We start from the raw sequence: 15,436 nt of genomic DNA on the forward strand, positions 1-15,436 counted from the left end.
GGCGCAGCGGCAAACCGGCAGGGCCAGTCCGCGCCACGCCCTTCGACAAGCTCAGGGCTACGGTGAAGCAACACCAGGGTCAGATCGGCCGCGCCATCTCGGCTTCGATTTCATGCTCCAGCACTTCCACGCGGGCGCATTTTTGCTGATCCCCGTCGGCGCATTGTTCGGCGGCCTTGTCGCGTTGGCGGGCCAGCTTGCCGACACGTTCTTCGCGCTCGCGCAGCGCGCGGCCACGATCGCGGTCGGCTTCATCCTGGCTGGTGGTTGCCCAGTCGGCCGCCTGCGCCACGGCCTTGACCGGTGCTGTAACGACCGAAGCCACGGTGCTGACGCAGCCCGACAGCGTCAGGACGAACAGCGGGGCGATGATGATTGCGGTGCGCATACAGCCTATCTAGCCGTTTGGCGTGAATGTGCCATGACTGATTGCGGGCAGGCTCTAGGGTCCTGACCCTAGGCCCGGACCCTAGGTCCCGACCCTAGGCGGCACGCACATCGGCAATGGCGCGGCTGACGTCTTCGGCCAGGCTCTGGGACAGCCGGTCGAGATCCTGCGCGGTGGCGACCAGCCCGCGCGCCTCGTCATCGACCTTACCGGCGATGCTGTTCAAACTGGTCATCGTGCTGCCCAGCCCGCGCGTGCCATGGGCAACACGCTGGACACTGCTGTCGATGGCCAACGTTGCCAGTTCCTGTTCCTCGACCGAGCTTGCCACCGCCAGCGATGCTTGCTGCAAGCCGCCGACCGCAGCGTTCACTTGGGCAAAGGCCGCCGCGACATCGCCCGCCAATTGGCGCACCGTCGAAATCTGGGTTGCAATCGAACCGGCGGCGCTGCCTGCCTGTGTTGCCAGCGCCTTCACTTCGTCGGCGACCACCGCAAAGCCGCGTCCTGCGGCGCCCGCGCGCGCTGCCTCGATTGCGGCGTTGAGCGCCAGCAAATTGGTCTGCCGCGCGATATCGCTGATAAAGCTCGAAATCGTGTCGATTCCCGCGGCGATCCGGTTAAGCTCGCTGGTCTGCGCGGTGGCGCGTTCGCCCAGTTTGGCGGCGGTCTCAATCTGGGTCACCGACGCGGTCATCAGCCCGGCGATGCTTTGCGCGCTGGTCGCCAGTTGCTGGGTGGCGACGGCGACTTCATCGACGCTGCCGATCACCTGTTGGCCCGTGGCGCTGGCGCGGGAGATGTCGTTGCGGCTGGCTTTGGTTGCCGCCTCGACCGCGACCGCGGCCTCGCGCACCCGCCCCGCTGTTCCGGCAACCGCCTGCGCCGCGGTTTGCACACGGGTCTCCAGCGATACGGCCAGCCGTACCAGCGCCTCGCGCCGGTCATTTTCGCGCATCGCCCGCTCGCCCGCCTGCACCGCTTTGGTTTCGGCCGCCCGCTGCGCGGCCAGCGCCGCCGACACTTCGTCAGCGCGGGCGCGAAAGGCGGCAATGCCGCGCGCCAGATCGCCAACTTCGTCGGTACGGTCGGTGGCGGGCAAGGTCACGCTGTCCTCGCCGCGCGACAGGGCGATCAGGGTGTCGCCCATGACCGACACCGGTTTGATCACCGCTTGCCGCATCACCCACGCGCCCAGCGCCAGGATCAGCAGCAACGCCAGCGGCTGCAGCGCGAACAGCAACTCGGCGCGCTGCGCGGTGCTGCGAACACGCTGCAACTGGTCGCTATAGACAATGGCGAAATCGTCATTCGCCTGGTTCATTACCGCCAGCACCGATGATGCTGCGCTGTCAAAGCGTTCGGCCAGCGCGTCGGCGCGCGGGCTGTCGGCGGCGCGCGCGGCATACGCCTGTTCGGCGGCTGTCATATAATCGGTCCACTCGCCCGTCAGCACTTCGAAGCGGGCGCGCACGTCATCGTCGAGCGGAATCTTGCGGATCGCATCCTGCGTCTGCCGCAGCTGGCGATAGTCCCGGCGCAGATTGTCGCCCGCTTTCGCCAGCACCGCAGGGTCGGTTGCAAGCCGCGACGCCAAAACATCGACCTGAATCGCCAGATGCAGGCGGTCGGCGCGCTGATGTTCGGCAATGGCGAGCGCGACATTTTCCAGCACGGCGGTCTGCGCGATCGTCTCGCGATAGGTCATCCAGTTGGCGAAACTGAAGGCGAGCGACAACAAGATCACGAGCGCCACGCCGAGCAGGAAGCGCCCGCCGAGCCGCAGTTTACGAAGAGTCGCTGGCAGCGCGATGCTGGGCATGGTGGGCAGGCGCGACATTTTCACCTCTGGCGGGGGAACAACCCCACCGTCCCTACGCTGCCCTGGTTAACGCCGAGTTAGGGATAAAGCCCGGTTTTCTGTCATTCTTCTGTAATTTTGCCTAGTCGAGCAATCCGCGTGCAATCCGCCGTATGTCGTCGGCCATGTCGGGTCGGCTGAGCGCGACGGCCAGATTGGCCTCGATATAGCCGGTCTTGGACCCGCAATCGAAGCGCCGGCCGGCAAATGTGACGGCGTGGAACGGCTGGCTGCCGATCATCTGCGCCATCGCGTCGGTCAATTGGATTTCGCCGCCTGCGCCCTTTTCCTGACCTTCCAGCACGCGCATCACTTCGGGCTGCAGGATATAGCGGCCCGAAATAATCAGATTGGAGGGCGCGTCCTCTTGCTTGGGCTTTTCCACCAGGCCGTGCACCTCGGTCAGCGCGCCGCGGCTGGCCCCCGGCGCGATCACGCCATAGCTCGAAACCTGCTCGCGCGGCACTTCGAGCACCGAGATAATGTTGCCGCCGACTTCGTTATACGCATCGACCATCTGCTTCATGCAGCCGGGTGTGCCGAACATGAATTCGTCGGGCAGGAAAATCGCAAAGGGTTCATCGCCCACGATCGCGCGGGCACACCAGATGGCATGGCCCAGCCCCAAGGGCACCTGCTGCCGCACGGTAATCAGGTTGCCAGGCAGAAAGCGCGTGGCATCAAGCGCCGACATATCCTTGGCGCGCTCGGCCATGGTGGCCTCGAGCTCAAAGGCGATGTCGAAATGCTCGACCAGCGCGGTTTTGCCGCGCCCGGTGACGAAGACCATCTGCTCGATGCCCGCCTCGCGCGCCTCGTCGACGGCATATTGGATCAGCGGCCGGTCCACGATCGGCAGCATTTCTTTAGGAATGGCCTTGGTTGCGGGCAGGAAACGGGTACCGAGCCCGGCGACAGGAAAAACGGCTTTGCGAATGGGCTTCAAGGCAGCTTACTCCGGAAGGGGATGGTCAATCCCCCACTGGGTCAAGCGCGCCGGAAATTCAACTTCGACTTTGTCACATGCCTTAAGGTCGTAGCCGCTCGGCAAAGCCCTTGCGCAGCTTGGCCAGCTTGGGAGGGATCACCGCCAGGCAATAGCCGTTGCGCTGGCCTGCGCCGTTCCAATATTGCTGATGATAATCCTCGGCCGGATACCAGGTGGCCAGTGCCTCGATGGTCGTCACGATGGGCGCAGGCCAGTCCCCGGCGGCGCGGGCAATCGCGGCATGCGCGGCAGCACGTTGGTCGTCGTCGTGCGGAAAAATCGCGCTGCGATACTGGGTCCCAATGTCATTGCCCTGGCGGTTGAGCTGGGTCGGGTCGTGCGTTGCAAAGAACACGTCGAGCAAGTCGGCATAGCCGATGACGGCGGGGTCAAAGGTGATGCGGATGGCTTCGGCATGGCCCGTCGTGCCGCTGCACACCTGTTCATAGGTCGGATTGGCCACGCTGCCGCCGATATAGCCGCTTTCGACCGATTTCACCCCGGCAAGGCTTTGGAACACCGCTTCGGTGCACCAGAAACAGCCCCCGGCGAAGGTAGCGACGGCGTCGGTCATGCTTGGCTCCTATGTTTTGCGCTGCAACCGCTGCGATATAGGGTCGCGGTGCATCATTCCAATGGTGTGGGGTTCGCGACCAGCGGCGGTGCGGTTACAGGATTGGCGGCGCGCAGCCGCTGCATCGCCGCTTCTTCCTCGGCCACAATGCGCACGCGCTCGCGCCATTTGGGATGCGTCGGGGCAGCAAAAATCCCGCCGCCGCGCCGCTTGCCATAGCTTTGCCAGAAGCGCGCGGCGGTCCCCGGCGCGAACCCCGCATCGGCAAGCAGCCACACCGACAGCCGGTCGGCCTCGATCTCGGTCAGCCGCGTCAGCCGCGCGCTGCGCCCGAATTGCTGGCCCAGCCCGCGATCAATCCCGGCGGCGTCGAGCCGCGCGCGGTGCCGCAGGATATTGTGGGCCAGCTCGTGCGCGATCACCGTCGCCAGCTCTTCATCATTGGCGGCAAAGCGCACCATGCCGCCGGGAATATAAACGACGGTGCCATCGGCCTGCGCCTTGACCGCATCATCGGCCTCGACGCGAAACTCGCTGCTACAGCCGGGTGCGGGCGCCAGCCGCACTGGGCGGGGCAGGCGCGCGATATGCACCTCCAGCGGCGTGGCGGCCGGCAAATCCGCCAGCATGGCCTGCGCCCACGCCATCCGCCCGTGCGGGCTGTCGTCGATTGCGGTCGCCGCCATCCCGTCAATCCCGGTGATGCTATCGCCAACGCGCAGGCCCGCGTGGGCGGCCGCGCCCTCGGGGTCGAGAGCGGCGATGAACAGCGCGTCGGTGTCGGCAACAGCGTAGGCCGCACGCGCCTGCGGCCAGACGCGGTCGGAATAGAGCCGCCGGTCGCCCAGCAACCAGCCCGGGGTGGGCATGGTGTGCGGACACCAACCCGCCGCGCCGCGCGCCAGTCGCGCCGCCAGCGGGGCCACGCGCGCCTCCATGGCAATAATCTCCGTAAGCGCGGCGGCGATGCGCCGGTCGTTGTTCGATGCCGGCGCCGCTGCGGCGGCTGCGCCAGCCACGGGGCTCGCCACCACCATCATCAGCCCGGCAAATATGGACATCAGCGCACGCATGGCGCGCGACCTATCGCACCCGCACGCCGCGCGCCATGCATATTGTCTGGACCCGTTCGCGCCGGTAAGGGGCGAGCGGGGGACACTAGGGTCAAGACCCTGAGACAGGATCACAGACCGGCTATGGCCACGCTCCCCTTTACCGCATCAGACACGGCCTCCCGTCCATTGCTGCTTGCCCGTTGGCTATGGGCGGTCGCTGCGATGGTGGTCGCCATTGTTATCATTGGCGGGATCACGCGGCTGACCGAATCAGGCCTGTCGATCACCGAGTGGAAACCGGTGCTGGGCACGCTGCCACCGCTGTCCGACGCCGCTTGGCAGGCCGAGTTTGAAAAATACAAACAAATCCCGGAATATCAACAAATTAACAAGGGCATGTCGCTCGCCGATTTCCAGTATATCTATTTCTGGGAATGGCTGCACCGGCTGTGGGGGCGGCTGATCGGCGCGGCGATGGCGGTTCCTTTGCTGTGGTTCGCGCTGCGCCGCTGGGTCCCTGCCACCTACATGCCGCGCCTGATCGCCATATTGGCGCTGATCGGCTTTCAGGGGGCGATCGGCTGGTGGATGGTCGCCTCGGGGCTGGAAGTGCGCACCGACGTCAGCCATTTCCGGCTGGCGGCACATCTGCTGACCGCGCTGCTGATCCTGAGCGGGCTGGTTTGGACTGCGCTCGATTTGCAAAAGCTCGCACGCACCGGCGTCAACCGTCCGGCGCGGCTGACCGGCTATGGAATTTTGGCGGCGGCGGCGCTGACCCTCCAGCTGCTGCTCGGTGCGTGGACGGCAGGGCTCAATGCCGGGCAGGTCGCCAGCACCTGGCCGCTGATGAACGATTTTCTCATGCCCGCGGGGATCGACTGGTCGCAGGGGATGGTGTTCGCCTTCACCCACGATCCCTTTCTCATTCACTTCCTCCACCGCTGGTGGGCGTGGATCGCGGCGGCGGCGCTGGTCGGCCTTGCCATCCGCGCGGGCCATGCCGGCGGCAAGCGTGAAGCGGCGCTGCTGTTGTGGCTGGTGTTGGGGCAAGTGCTCCTTGGCATCGTGACGGTGTTGTCGGGCGTGGCAATATGGATTGCGGTCGCGCATCAGGCCATCGGCGCGCTGTTAGTGCTGGCGACGGTGCTGGCGCTGCACCGCACAGGGTCGCGCGTTTGAAGCGGCTGGCGCTGCTCCTGCTGCTTGGCGCGGCGCAGCCGGTCGCGGCACAACCCGTGTCGCCCGATTGTGCGTCGGTCCCGGCCGTTTTGCCCTTTGAACCGCCTGCGCATCCGCTGCGCTTCACCGTCGAAACCGAACGCATGTTGCGGGATGGCGGTGCGGCCACGTTCAAGCTCGCCTATCGTGTCCAATTCCATTCGATTGGTCGAGGATATGGGATGACCGCGACATTGGTATCGGTCAACGCACCGGTGGCAATGCCGGCGGGGCAAGCGATGGAGGCAATTCTGTCTCCCTTGGTGGGCCTGCCGGTTTCTTTCCTCGTCGACGTCGAGCGCGGCGTGCTGACCGTGCGGGAATCTGACGCGTTATGGCAGATGCTGGCCAGTGGGATGATCCCGCGGGCGCAGTCTGCGCAACCGGACGAAGCCCGCCAGTTGGCGCGCTCGCTGCTGGCTTTGCCCGTCCAAGAGCGCGAGGCGTTGCTCGCCGCTGACTTGCGTCACATGCTCCGATTTGCCGGGCAGCAGCCTGAAGCGGATTTCAACCCTTCCAGGGATCGCGCCACCAACTGCAACCTGCTGCAGCTCGAAAAGCAAAGCTTCTCGACTGATGATGCGATGACCATTTCATTTCACACCCGATGGTTGGTTGATGCGTCGACCGGTCTGGTGAGCGAGCAAAGTGAGGAACAATGGCGCCGCTCGTTCGCGGATGCCTGGACCGTTTTGGATGGCACTACCACCCGTCGCCTCGCACCCGAATAATCACGCGGTATCATAATACCCGTCAGCAAAGCGGCGATACGCTTGACTTTCGCGGGGCATATCGCCATTGGCGCGCTCCGAAGCGACGCGGCGGTCCCGATTGGCGGGGCGCGCGATTCGCCCATCCATCACGAGGAGGTCGCCATGAAGGCGCTGACCAAATCGACCGTTTCGGCCAAAGCCGCCACGGTTGAAAAGAAATGGGTGTTGATCGACGCGGATGGCCTGGTGGTCGGCCGTGTGGCATCGATCATCGCCAACATCCTGCGCGGCAAGCACAAGCCGTCGTTCACCCCGCACGTCGATTGCGGCGACAATGTCATTGTCATCAACGCCGACAAGGTGCGCTTCACCGGCAACAAGCTGGGCGACAAAGTTTACTACAAGCACACCGGCTATGCCGGCGGCATCAAGGGCGTAACGGCGCAAAAGGTGCTCGAAGGCCGCTTCCCCGAGCGCGTGCTGGAAAAAGCGGTTGAGCGCATGATCCCGCGCGGCCCGCTCGGTCGCCAGCAGATGCGCAACCTGCGCGTCTTTGCCGGGGCGGAACATGCGCATGAAGCGCAGAACCCCGAAATCCTCGACGTCGCGGCGATGAACCGCAAGAACAAGGTGGGTGCATAATGTCCGATGTCCAGACCCTCGCCGACCTCGGCACCATGACCGAAGGCGGCACGCCCGCGGTCAATAACAATGCGCCCGTGCCGCTGCGCGAGCAAAAGATTGACAAGCAGGGCCGTGCCTACGCCACCGGTCGCCGCAAGGATGCGGTCGCGCGCGTATGGCTGAAGCCCGGTACCGGCAAGATCACGGTCAACGGCCGCGATCAGGAAGTTTACTTCGCGCGTCCGACGCTGCGTCTGGTCATCAACCAGACCTTCGGGGTTGCCGACCGCGTCGGTGCCTATGACGTCGTTGCCACCGTCAAGGGCGGCGGGCTGTCGGGGCAGGCCGGTGCCGTCAAGCACGGCATCGCGCAGGCGCTGACCCGCTATGAACCCGCGCTGCGCGGCGTGGTGAAGTCGGCCGGTTTCCTGACCCGCGACAGCCGTGCGGTCGAACGCAAGAAGTACGGCAAGGCCAAGGCCCGTCGCAGCTTCCAGTTCTCGAAGCGCTAAACAGCTTTTTCTGCCGACGGGTGGAAACAGGAAGGGGGCGGTCCGGCGACGGGCCGCCCTTTTTCGTCTCGTCAGTCGGGTGGGGCGATGGTCAGCTCGCCGAACGATGCGGCCAACCGCGTTTCGCGCAGCAACATCATCAGCGCGGCGGCAATCAGCCCCATGGCGCCCGCAAACAGCGATTTGATCAGCCATGCCAGCGACAGCCGCGACAGCCCCATGATAAACAGCAGCGCGATCAGCAAACAGATCAGCACGGCCCCGCCCACGCACAGCAGCATGGCCAGGCGAATCAGCTTTTTGCGGCGGATAATCAGGTCAAATTCTGCGCCCAGCCAGCGGCGCTCGCGGTCGTCGGCATCGCGATAGCAGCGCTGCAACTCGCGCGCCCGGTCCACGGCCCGCGCCAGCCGCGCCGTCATGACATTCAGCAATCCGGCGACCGCGGTGAGCAGAAAGGCCGGGGCGAGCGCGGCCTGCATCACGGCCACCACCAGTTCCAATTCTGCCCCCCATTGTCCCTGCACCAACGCCCCCTGTCTTTCTAAAGCAAATCCAGACTGCCCAATTCCAGCGCTTGCCGCGCGGGTCGCTCGGCCATCACCGCGAACATTTCATCGCCGCGCGGCGTGCGTTCGACATTCATCGAAGCGAACACCGCCATGAAATAGCCGCTCAGCGCGCCAATCCGATAGTCGGTCCACAGTGCGGCGTCGTCGGCGTCCACGCCCGCCCGCGCCAATGCCGCAATCCATTGGCCAAAGGCAGCCCGGTCATCGCGCTGCGCCGGGTCGGCGATGCTCGTGCCGACCAGATAAGCAAGGTCGGTCGCACCGCTGCCGATGCCCAGCGTCTGCCAGTCGACGAGCCAACATTTCGTGCCATCGGGGGCAAACAGAATGTTGTCGACGCGCAGATCGCCGTGCACCAGCGTGCGGCCGGCCGGTTTGCGCGTCAGCCACTGGTCCAGCTTGGCAACTATGCCTGCGCCCAGATCGAGCACTTCGGCGCTCAGCCGCGTCGCGTAACGTTCGCGGAAACCGGCATAGAGCTGCGGAAACAGCGCGCGGACGATGTCAGCATTGTCGCGTTTCAGCCAGGGAATCGTGTCGAGGCGCGGGCTGTCCCACAGCATCGCGTGCAACCGCGCGGCTTCATCAATGCACGGGGCCAGCCCGGCCAGGTCCCGTCCGCCGAGCTGGTCGCCCTGTCGCGCCGGGGCGAGATCGGACAGAATGAGGATGAAATCGACATCGTCGGGCGCAATATCGGCAAAATAGCAGTGCGGCGCGGCAACGTTGGCCTGCCCGCGCAGCTCGCGGTACCAACCGACTTCTTTGACATAGGTCCCGGTCAGGGCCGCGACGTGGCGGCTGGCGGCATCGTGACTGGGGCATTTGGCAATCACGCTGGCGGGGCGGTCGGCGCACGGAGCGGCCCAGTCCAGCGTCAGCCGGAAACTGTCGCACATCTGCCCGGTGCCAACGGCGCGACTGCTCCAGCCCCGAAGCGCTCCCGGCGGCGCGCCCAGCTTGTTCGCCAGCCAGTCGGCCGTCATGTGATCGGGCCGCGTGGGAAATCCCGTCACGCCGGGTCCATCAATCCGGTCAGGCCAGTGGGTGCGTGCGGGCCGACGAACAATTGTTCGAGCACGCCCATGCCACGATGCACCTGCGAACCTTCCGCCAGCTCGGCGGACACCAACGCCTGGATGTGCAGCGCCAGCGGATTGCCCCAACCGCGCTCGGCCTCGCTCAGGCTATCGTGCGCGAAAACGGGCTCCGGCCCGTGATCACGGCCATGCCCCCAGACCGGATGGGTATAACCCAGCCCGCTCATGGCGAAGACCGGGCCGGTGGGGATCAGGGTCAGCGTGCGGCCCGGTTCCAACACCACTTTAGCCCGCGCAATCCGCCGCGTTCCGGGTTGCCAATCGATGGCAAAGTGCGCCGCCGCGAAATGACGCTCCGCGCCACCTTCGCCAACTTCCACTGCACGCCGGTTCCACGGATTGCCATCGCCATCATCGTTGCTGTGGAAAAACAGCGACCGGTCGGCGAAGTTCATTGGCGTCCAGATCCAGAAAAACTGGCTGAACGCGCCTTCGGGCGGGGGCTGGCTGTCGGCATTACCCACCGGGCGGATACCCCAGCTGCGGTCGCGGGTGCCGGCCCAGCCCGTTACCGCGTGCCGCTGTCCGGCCACGTCGACCCAGCCCGACCAATGGCCGTTCTGCGTCAGCCGCGTGTAATCCATGAACAGCCGTGTGCCGGTGCGGCGGATGAAGCGCGGCTCTTCGATCGGGAAATGCCGCCCTGTGAAGGTCAGTTCGGCGCGGGTGGGGCCGTCGTTCTCCGCGAGGGCCAGCGTCAACCGCTCCAGCGGCACATCGATGCTGATGCTGACCGGGCCAACGCACAGGTCCAGCCGCTCGCCCCCCGACCGGCGACTGGCGCGCAGGTTGTATTGGACCCCATCCACCAACACACAAAAACTGGCATCGACAATGCCGAGCTGCGGGTAAAACCCCATTGCAACGGCGAAGAAGATCGACCCGTCGGGACTATAACCGTTGAAGAAATAGCGGTCGTAAAAATTCCGGTCGGTCCCGGCGAAGGCAATAGGTTCGCTGGTCTGATGCAGCGGGAAATCATCGCCTTTGGTGAGCATCAGCGGGTCAGTTCGCCGCCAGTTCGTCAAACGCCGTCCTGATTCGCCGCGCGTTCACGCCGACATCGCTGATGCCGACCCGGCTGACCGAGCGCGCATCGACCATGCTACGCCGGTCGTCGGCTGGGTCCGGCACCACGCGGAACACAATATCGTCCTTGAACCGGAACACCGAAACGGTCTCGGTCGCCTCAACCCGCCCACGCGAAGGGTCGACCAGCACGACCTCCCACCCGCGCGCACGCGCTTGTGCAGTGATGCGCTCGACCGTCTGCGGGATTGTCATCGGAACCATGATGGGCTGAAGGTCGGGATATGCCTCGGCATGCAGCCGCGCGCGGCGCTGCGCCGGGGTCAGTGCCTTTAGGTCAGCCCGACCACCATCAGGCACAATCTGGTTGAGGTCGCCGCGCAGCTTGATCGCGGTGAACTGCGGCGGATTGGCCAGATCGGTAGTGATGTCGTGCAGCGCAGGGACTTTCTGCGCCTGGCTGATGAAAAAGGCGGCGTAGGCAACAATTGGCGCAGCGAGCAGCCAGGCAAGGCCAATTCGGCCCATCGACGCGCTCTTCTTGATGGCGTGGATGCACAGTGCAAGCAGGCTGACGAACAGCGCTCCGGCCGCCACAAACACGCCGGTACGGAACCACAGAAAGCCCTGCAGTGGCTCGGCGATCCCAAGCCAGGCCGCTGCCATTGCACCGAGGGCGATAAGCGCGGCTATGATCGCCATCAAACGGGCCAGATTGCTGACCCTTAGGCCCCAACCGCGCGGGCTTTCAGTCGTAACGGAACTCATCATCTGCTCTCCCAGCTTGCCTGTCGGGCTATCATGGCTGATAGCGCATTGCGTCACGATAGGCACGGCGCGGACGAAGGCAAGCTATGACACCGATTACGCGCAAAGGAGGACGCTTGCTCAAGCTGTTGTTTCTGGTGCTGCTGCTCATGGTCCTGTTTGGCGGAGCGGCGAAGCTAGTCGTGTCGGGTGGGGCCAAATCGCTTAACAGCGGAGACCGGCTGTTGGGCGGCGGCGATGGTGCGACCCTACAGGTGCAGGGGCAACCCTATGGTCCGGGACCACGCAACAAGCTGAATATCTGGGTTCCCGCTGGCACGCGAAAGTCCGATCGATTGCCGGTACTGGTCTGGCTCTATGGTGGCGGCTGGTACAGCGGCGCGCGCGACGACTATGGCTTTGCCGGGCGCGCCTTTGCGCGGGCTGGCTTCATTGTTGTTATCCCGGATTACCGCATTGTCCCCGACGGCCATTGGCCCGATTTTCTGGAAGACAGCGCAGCAGCGGTGGTGTGGACCGAGCGGAACATTAGCAATTATGGCGGAGATCCCGCGCGCATCGCACTGTCGGGCCATTCGGCGGGCGCCTATAATGCGGTCATGCTGGGGCTCGATCCGCAATGGATGAAGGCGGCAGGCAGCGACGCTGGCGTCATCCGCGGGGTGGCGGCGCTGGCGGGCCCCTATGACTTCATTCCGTTTGAAAAGGGCGGCCGTGCCGACGTGGCGATGGGCGACATCCGGCCATTAGAGCGCACCCAGCCCATCAGCTTCGTGCGCGCCGATGCGCCGCCGCTGTGGCTGGGGCATGGCAGCGCCGACACGGTGGTGCGGGTGCGCAATAGCAAGAATTTGGCCGCCGCCATGGCCAAGGCAGGCGGGTCGGCGCAGCTGCGGGTCTATGACGATCTCAGCCATAATGATCTGGTGATGGCGCTAACCGGTCCGTTGCAGTTCAGGGGGCCGGCCGTGCTGCCCGAGATGATCGAATTTCTGCGCGGAGTGACCGCGCGGCAGCTGCCCAAGGAGCCATCACCCCAGTCGTAATGTGCGCCCTACCTGACCCAGCGATAGCCGGTCGGCATGTGGCAGAGCAAAGCGCAGCGAGACCCAAATGCTTGCCAGCGCAATTGCGACCAGTAGCACGAGTGCGATTGCATCGGGCAGGCGCGCGGCGAGCAGCATCAGCGCGGCCCCGCCTGCTGCCACCGCCAGCGCCAGCGCCAGCACGCGTGGAAAGGCGGCGGTAAAGGGGTGCAACGTTTCGGCCCGCCATAACTGCGCTAGCGGAATGGCGGCACTTGTGACCAGCCCTGCCGCTACCGCCAGCGTTACCGCCGTGAGCGGCGCGACCAGATTGGACAAAAGCAAACCGGTCAATAGCGCCGCCGCCAGTCCGGCAAAGCTTGCGGCCAATTGGTGGCGGAAAGCTGCAACCACCTGAAGGACCGGCACGGATATTCCCACTATGGCCTCGACCGCGCGCGCAGCGAACAGGGTGATGACCGCCGCCTCGGCCACGCCCGCGCCGGGACCAAACAAGGTCAGCAACTTGCCCGCCCCCGCCGCCAGCACCGCAGCCAGCGGCAGCGCCAGCGCGGTGATCAGCCGCACCGCATAAGCATAGATCTCCTGAACCTCCGCGCGGTCGTGGCGTTCGCTGCTCGCCGCGAGCGGTGCGAGGACGTGAACAAAGGCAGTGCGCACCAGCTGCACGACGCTGGAAAGCTTGCGCGCGACGGTGAACAGCCCGCCTGCCGCCGCTCCCGCCGCGCCGGGCAGCATTTGGTTGAGCAGCAAAGTTGGTGCATCGCCATAAAGCCGCGCGACCAGATTGGAGGGCAACACCGACAGCCCCGCCAGCGCCGTGTCATGCGCGACGGGCGGCCAGCCGCTGTGCAGCATCAGCCGCAGGTCATAATGGCGCGCCAGCAAGCGCACCGACAGCAGCGCGGTGATGGCGAGCGATGCCAGATGCGCCGCGAACAGGCTCATCAGCCCCCACCCAGCGGCAAAGAGCACAGCTGCCAGCGCCAAGCGGATCAGCTGCTCCCAGAAGATCCGCAGCCGGATTTCCGCCCCAAACAACATCCGCGCGCGCAGCGCCGAGGTCGCGATCTCGACAAATGCCCAAAGCGGCAACGCCCAGACGAACAGCTGGATGGCGGGGGTCACTTTGTCTGCATCGGCTTCCGCGACATTGACCAACGGTGCGAGCTGCGGAGCCGCCGCCGCAACGACGATGGCCACGACCAGACATGGGGCAACCCCCAGCAGCAGCGCGGTGCGCAGCGCTGTCGCCGCTTCCGCATCGTCGGCGCTGCGCGGCACGGTCCGCTGCAGTGCGCTGGTCATGCCCAGATCAAAGATATTCTCAGCAAGGTTGATGGCAGCCCACAGCACCGCGTGCAGACCGTAACCGGTCAGCCCGAACATCAGCACATAGAGCGGCTGGGCAATGATTTCGACCAGTGCCCCCAGCCGCGCCAGCACTGTCGTGCCGATGCCGCGCGCGACGCGATGGCTGGCGCTGGCAACAGGCGGTCTGGCGTGGGTCATGCTGGGGGCGGGCATAGCCGCGCGCTTGCTTTACTGCCAGCGGCTTGTCGTAAGCGCCAATTGGCGCTTGAAACGCCTGTTGGGCAGGACTAACTCCGCCACGTCGGACGTATTGGCGTCCGGCTGTTGATCGGAGTCTTTATCACGATGGCCGAGTTTCGTTTGCCCGCCAACAGCCGTCCCACGAAGGACGGCACGGTCCACAGTGCCGCGGGCGCGAGCAACGTCAAACGCTTCAAAGTCTATCGTTACGACCCCGACAGCGGCAAGAATCCGCACTATGACACGTTCGAGATCGACCTCGACAATTGCGGTCCAATGGTGCTCGACGCGCTCATCAAGATGAAATCCGAGCAGGATTCGACGCTCACCTTCCGCCGCTCGTGCCGCGAGGGGATTTGCGGCAGCTGTTCGATGAACATCAATGGCAAGAACGGACTCGCCTGCACGACGGCGATCGAGGATTGCAAGGGCGACGTGCAAATTACCCCACTGCCGCATATGGAGGTGATCAAGGACCTCGTCCCCGATTTCACCCACTTCTATGCGCAATATGCCAGCATCGAACCGTGGCTGAAGACCAAGACGACCACGCCGTCGGGCAAGGAACGGCTGCAAAGCCCGGAGGATCGCGAAAAGCTCGACGGGCTTTACGAATGCATCCTGTGTGCTTGCTGCTCAACCAGCTGCCCCAGCTATTGGTGGAACAGCGACAAATTCCTCGGCCCCGCCATCCTGCTCCAGGCCTATCGCTGGCTCGCCGACAGCCGCGATGAACTCACCGGCGAACGGCTCGACGAGCTCGAGGACCCGTTCCGCCTCTATCGCTGCCACACCATCATGAATTGCGCCAACGCCTGTCCCAAGGGCCTCAACCCCGCACGGGCAATCGCCGAGGTCAAGAAAATGACGGCGGAGCGCGCTGCTTGAACGATGGGATAGAGGAACCCCCGCCTCCCGCGCATTTTGATGCGGTGGCGGGGCAGGACGGCTGGCTCAGCTGGAACCTGAAAGATGCGACCCGTTTCAACGGCTTTATCGAACCGTTAAGCGTCCGGCGCGAGCCCCCGATGCCCGATGGCCGCCCGGTGGCGCGGGTGCGGATGCACCCTTCGCACAAGCACAGCAATCTGGGCAATGCCGTGCACGGCGCGGTGACGCTGGCGCTGATTGATGTTGCGCTATTCGCTGCCGCGCACCAGTTCGGGTCGCTCAACGCGGGCTTTTCGGTGACGCTGGATTTGAGCACGCAGTTCGTGGGCGGTGGGCGTATCAACGAACCCATGGACGCAGTAGTCGAGCTGGTCCGCGAAACCGGGCGGCTGGTATTCCTGCGCGGCACGGTCGTGCAGGGCCCAGGCGACCGTCACATTGTCGCGGCTTTTTCAGGCACGATCCGCAAGGCAGGGGCCGACAGTCGCTCACCGCTGAGGGAAACTGAGCAGTCGCAACCCGTCACGGGCTAATTCTGTA

The 15,436-nt window shown here is 65.0% G+C and carries 17 protein-coding genes; 7 read left to right on the forward strand and 10 right to left on the reverse strand.

What is annotated here, in order from left to right:
- Window positions 1-79 precede the first annotated feature (79 nt).
- From AC2TC0_RS04025 to AC2TC0_RS04045, 5 genes are all read right to left on the reverse strand, one after another.
- Complete coding sequence (locus AC2TC0_RS04025; protein WP_484716192.1) at window positions 80-388, reverse strand: hypothetical protein; 309 nt, start codon at window positions 386-388, stop codon at window positions 80-82.
- A 94-nt stretch (window positions 389-482) separates the two neighbouring features.
- On the reverse strand, window positions 483-2,228 hold the full coding sequence (locus tag AC2TC0_RS04030; RefSeq protein WP_484716477.1) for a methyl-accepting chemotaxis protein: 1,746 nt from the start codon (window positions 2,226-2,228) through the stop codon (window positions 483-485).
- A gap of 103 nt (window positions 2,229-2,331) precedes the next feature.
- On the reverse strand, window positions 2,332-3,195 hold the full coding sequence (gene galU, locus AC2TC0_RS04035) for a UTP--glucose-1-phosphate uridylyltransferase GalU (RefSeq protein ID WP_484716193.1): 864 nt from the start codon (window positions 3,193-3,195) through the stop codon (window positions 2,332-2,334).
- Between the two features lie 82 nt (window positions 3,196-3,277).
- Window positions 3,278-3,811 (reverse strand): peptide-methionine (S)-S-oxide reductase MsrA, encoded by a 534-nt coding sequence (gene msrA / locus AC2TC0_RS04040; RefSeq protein WP_484716194.1) that lies wholly within the window; start codon window positions 3,809-3,811, stop codon window positions 3,278-3,280.
- Window positions 3,812-3,864: 53 nt separating this feature from the next.
- Complete coding sequence (locus AC2TC0_RS04045; RefSeq protein ID WP_484716195.1) at window positions 3,865-4,872, reverse strand: M48 family metallopeptidase; 1,008 nt, start codon at window positions 4,870-4,872, stop codon at window positions 3,865-3,867.
- 135 nt (window positions 4,873-5,007) lie between these two features.
- On the opposite strand from AC2TC0_RS04045, the gene AC2TC0_RS04050 reads away from it, so the two are divergent.
- The 4 genes from AC2TC0_RS04050 to rpsI all read left to right on the forward strand — a co-directional run bounded on the left by AC2TC0_RS04050 (window position 5,008) and on the right by rpsI (window position 7,936).
- On the forward strand, window positions 5,008-6,048 hold the full coding sequence (locus tag AC2TC0_RS04050) for a COX15/CtaA family protein (protein ID WP_484716196.1): 1,041 nt from the start codon (window positions 5,008-5,010) through the stop codon (window positions 6,046-6,048).
- A gap of 89 nt (window positions 6,049-6,137) precedes the next feature.
- Entirely contained in the window at window positions 6,138-6,818 is a 681-nt protein-coding gene (locus AC2TC0_RS04055) for a hypothetical protein (protein ID WP_484716197.1), read from the forward strand.
- A 144-nt stretch (window positions 6,819-6,962) separates the two neighbouring features.
- Window positions 6,963-7,442 carry a 50S ribosomal protein L13 gene (gene rplM, locus AC2TC0_RS04060; RefSeq protein WP_484716478.1) on the forward strand — a complete coding sequence of 160 codons (480 nt, stop codon included), beginning with the start codon at window positions 6,963-6,965 and terminating at the stop codon, window positions 7,440-7,442.
- The gene (gene rpsI / locus AC2TC0_RS04065; RefSeq protein WP_484716198.1) at window positions 7,442-7,936 is read left to right on the forward strand and encodes a 30S ribosomal protein S9; all 495 of its coding nucleotides are present in this window, start codon (window positions 7,442-7,444) and stop codon (window positions 7,934-7,936) included. Before rplM ends, rpsI begins: the two co-directional genes overlap by 1 nt.
- Window positions 7,937-8,007: 71 nt before the next feature.
- Here the strand turns inward: rpsI and AC2TC0_RS04070 are convergent, their stop codons facing one another.
- From AC2TC0_RS04070 to AC2TC0_RS04085, 4 genes are read right to left on the reverse strand one after another with little or no spacing between them, the layout of a single operon-like run.
- Window positions 8,008-8,463 (reverse strand): DUF2721 domain-containing protein, encoded by a 456-nt coding sequence (locus AC2TC0_RS04070; RefSeq protein WP_484716199.1) that lies wholly within the window; start codon window positions 8,461-8,463, stop codon window positions 8,008-8,010.
- A gap of 17 nt (window positions 8,464-8,480) precedes the next feature.
- Window positions 8,481-9,524, reverse strand: a complete 1,044-nt coding sequence (locus AC2TC0_RS04075) for a phosphotransferase family protein (RefSeq protein WP_484716200.1) — start codon at window positions 9,522-9,524, stop codon at window positions 8,481-8,483.
- Window positions 9,521-10,606, reverse strand: a complete 1,086-nt coding sequence (locus tag AC2TC0_RS04080; RefSeq protein WP_484716201.1) for an Rv3169 family protein — start codon at window positions 10,604-10,606, stop codon at window positions 9,521-9,523. Before AC2TC0_RS04080 ends, AC2TC0_RS04075 begins: the two co-directional genes overlap by 4 nt.
- Window positions 10,607-10,613: 7 nt before the next feature.
- Complete coding sequence (locus AC2TC0_RS04085) at window positions 10,614-11,408, reverse strand: DUF1499 domain-containing protein (protein WP_484716202.1); 795 nt, start codon at window positions 11,406-11,408, stop codon at window positions 10,614-10,616.
- A gap of 113 nt (window positions 11,409-11,521) precedes the next feature.
- Here AC2TC0_RS04085 and AC2TC0_RS04090 point away from each other — a divergent pair, with 113 nt between their 5' ends.
- Window positions 11,522-12,451, forward strand: a complete 930-nt coding sequence (locus AC2TC0_RS04090; RefSeq protein ID WP_484716203.1) for an alpha/beta hydrolase — start codon at window positions 11,522-11,524, stop codon at window positions 12,449-12,451.
- On the opposite strand, the gene AC2TC0_RS04095 is transcribed toward AC2TC0_RS04090, so the two are convergent.
- Window positions 12,437-13,963, reverse strand: a complete 1,527-nt coding sequence (locus tag AC2TC0_RS04095) for an oligosaccharide flippase family protein (protein WP_484716204.1) — start codon at window positions 13,961-13,963, stop codon at window positions 12,437-12,439. The genes AC2TC0_RS04090 and AC2TC0_RS04095 overlap by 15 nt on opposite strands.
- A 147-nt stretch (window positions 13,964-14,110) precedes the next feature.
- Between AC2TC0_RS04095 and AC2TC0_RS04100 the strand changes: the two genes are divergently transcribed.
- Both AC2TC0_RS04100 and AC2TC0_RS04105 read left to right on the forward strand, forming a co-directional pair.
- Window positions 14,111-14,893 carry a succinate dehydrogenase iron-sulfur subunit gene (locus AC2TC0_RS04100; RefSeq protein ID WP_484716205.1) on the forward strand — a complete coding sequence of 261 codons (783 nt, stop codon included), beginning with the start codon at window positions 14,111-14,113 and terminating at the stop codon, window positions 14,891-14,893.
- Window positions 14,890-15,429, forward strand: a complete 540-nt coding sequence (locus AC2TC0_RS04105; RefSeq protein ID WP_484716206.1) for a PaaI family thioesterase — start codon at window positions 14,890-14,892, stop codon at window positions 15,427-15,429. Before AC2TC0_RS04100 ends, AC2TC0_RS04105 begins: the two co-directional genes overlap by 4 nt.
- Window positions 15,430-15,436 lie beyond the last annotated feature (7 nt).

It is taken from the genome of Sphingopyxis sp. sgz302558 (assembly GCF_057220455.1).

Coding starts and splice junctions, on each gene's coding strand:
- AC2TC0_RS04025 (WP_484716192.1), bottom strand. CDS start 388: ATGCGCACCGCAATCATCATCGCCCCGCTGTTCGTCCTGACGCTGTCG.
- AC2TC0_RS04030 (WP_484716477.1), bottom strand. CDS start 2,228: ATGTCGCGCCTGCCCACCATGCCCAGCATCGCGCTGCCAGCGACTCTT.
- msrA (WP_484716194.1), bottom strand. CDS start 3,811: ATGACCGACGCCGTCGCTACCTTCGCCGGGGGCTGTTTCTGGTGCACC.
- AC2TC0_RS04045 (WP_484716195.1), bottom strand. CDS start 4,872: ATGTCCATATTTGCCGGGCTGATGATGGTGGTGGCGAGCCCCGTGGCT.
- AC2TC0_RS04050 (WP_484716196.1), top strand. CDS start 5,008: ATGGCCACGCTCCCCTTTACCGCATCAGACACGGCCTCCCGTCCATTG.
- rplM (WP_484716478.1), top strand. CDS start 6,963: ATGAAGGCGCTGACCAAATCGACCGTTTCGGCCAAAGCCGCCACGGTT.
- rpsI (WP_484716198.1), top strand. CDS start 7,442: ATGTCCGATGTCCAGACCCTCGCCGACCTCGGCACCATGACCGAAGGC.
- AC2TC0_RS04080 (WP_484716201.1), bottom strand. CDS start 10,606: ATGCTCACCAAAGGCGATGATTTCCCGCTGCATCAGACCAGCGAACCT.
- AC2TC0_RS04085 (WP_484716202.1), bottom strand. CDS start 11,408: ATGATGAGTTCCGTTACGACTGAAAGCCCGCGCGGTTGGGGCCTAAGG.
- AC2TC0_RS04095 (WP_484716204.1), bottom strand. CDS start 13,963: ATGACCCACGCCAGACCGCCTGTTGCCAGCGCCAGCCATCGCGTCGCG.
- AC2TC0_RS04100 (WP_484716205.1), top strand. CDS start 14,111: ATGGCCGAGTTTCGTTTGCCCGCCAACAGCCGTCCCACGAAGGACGGC.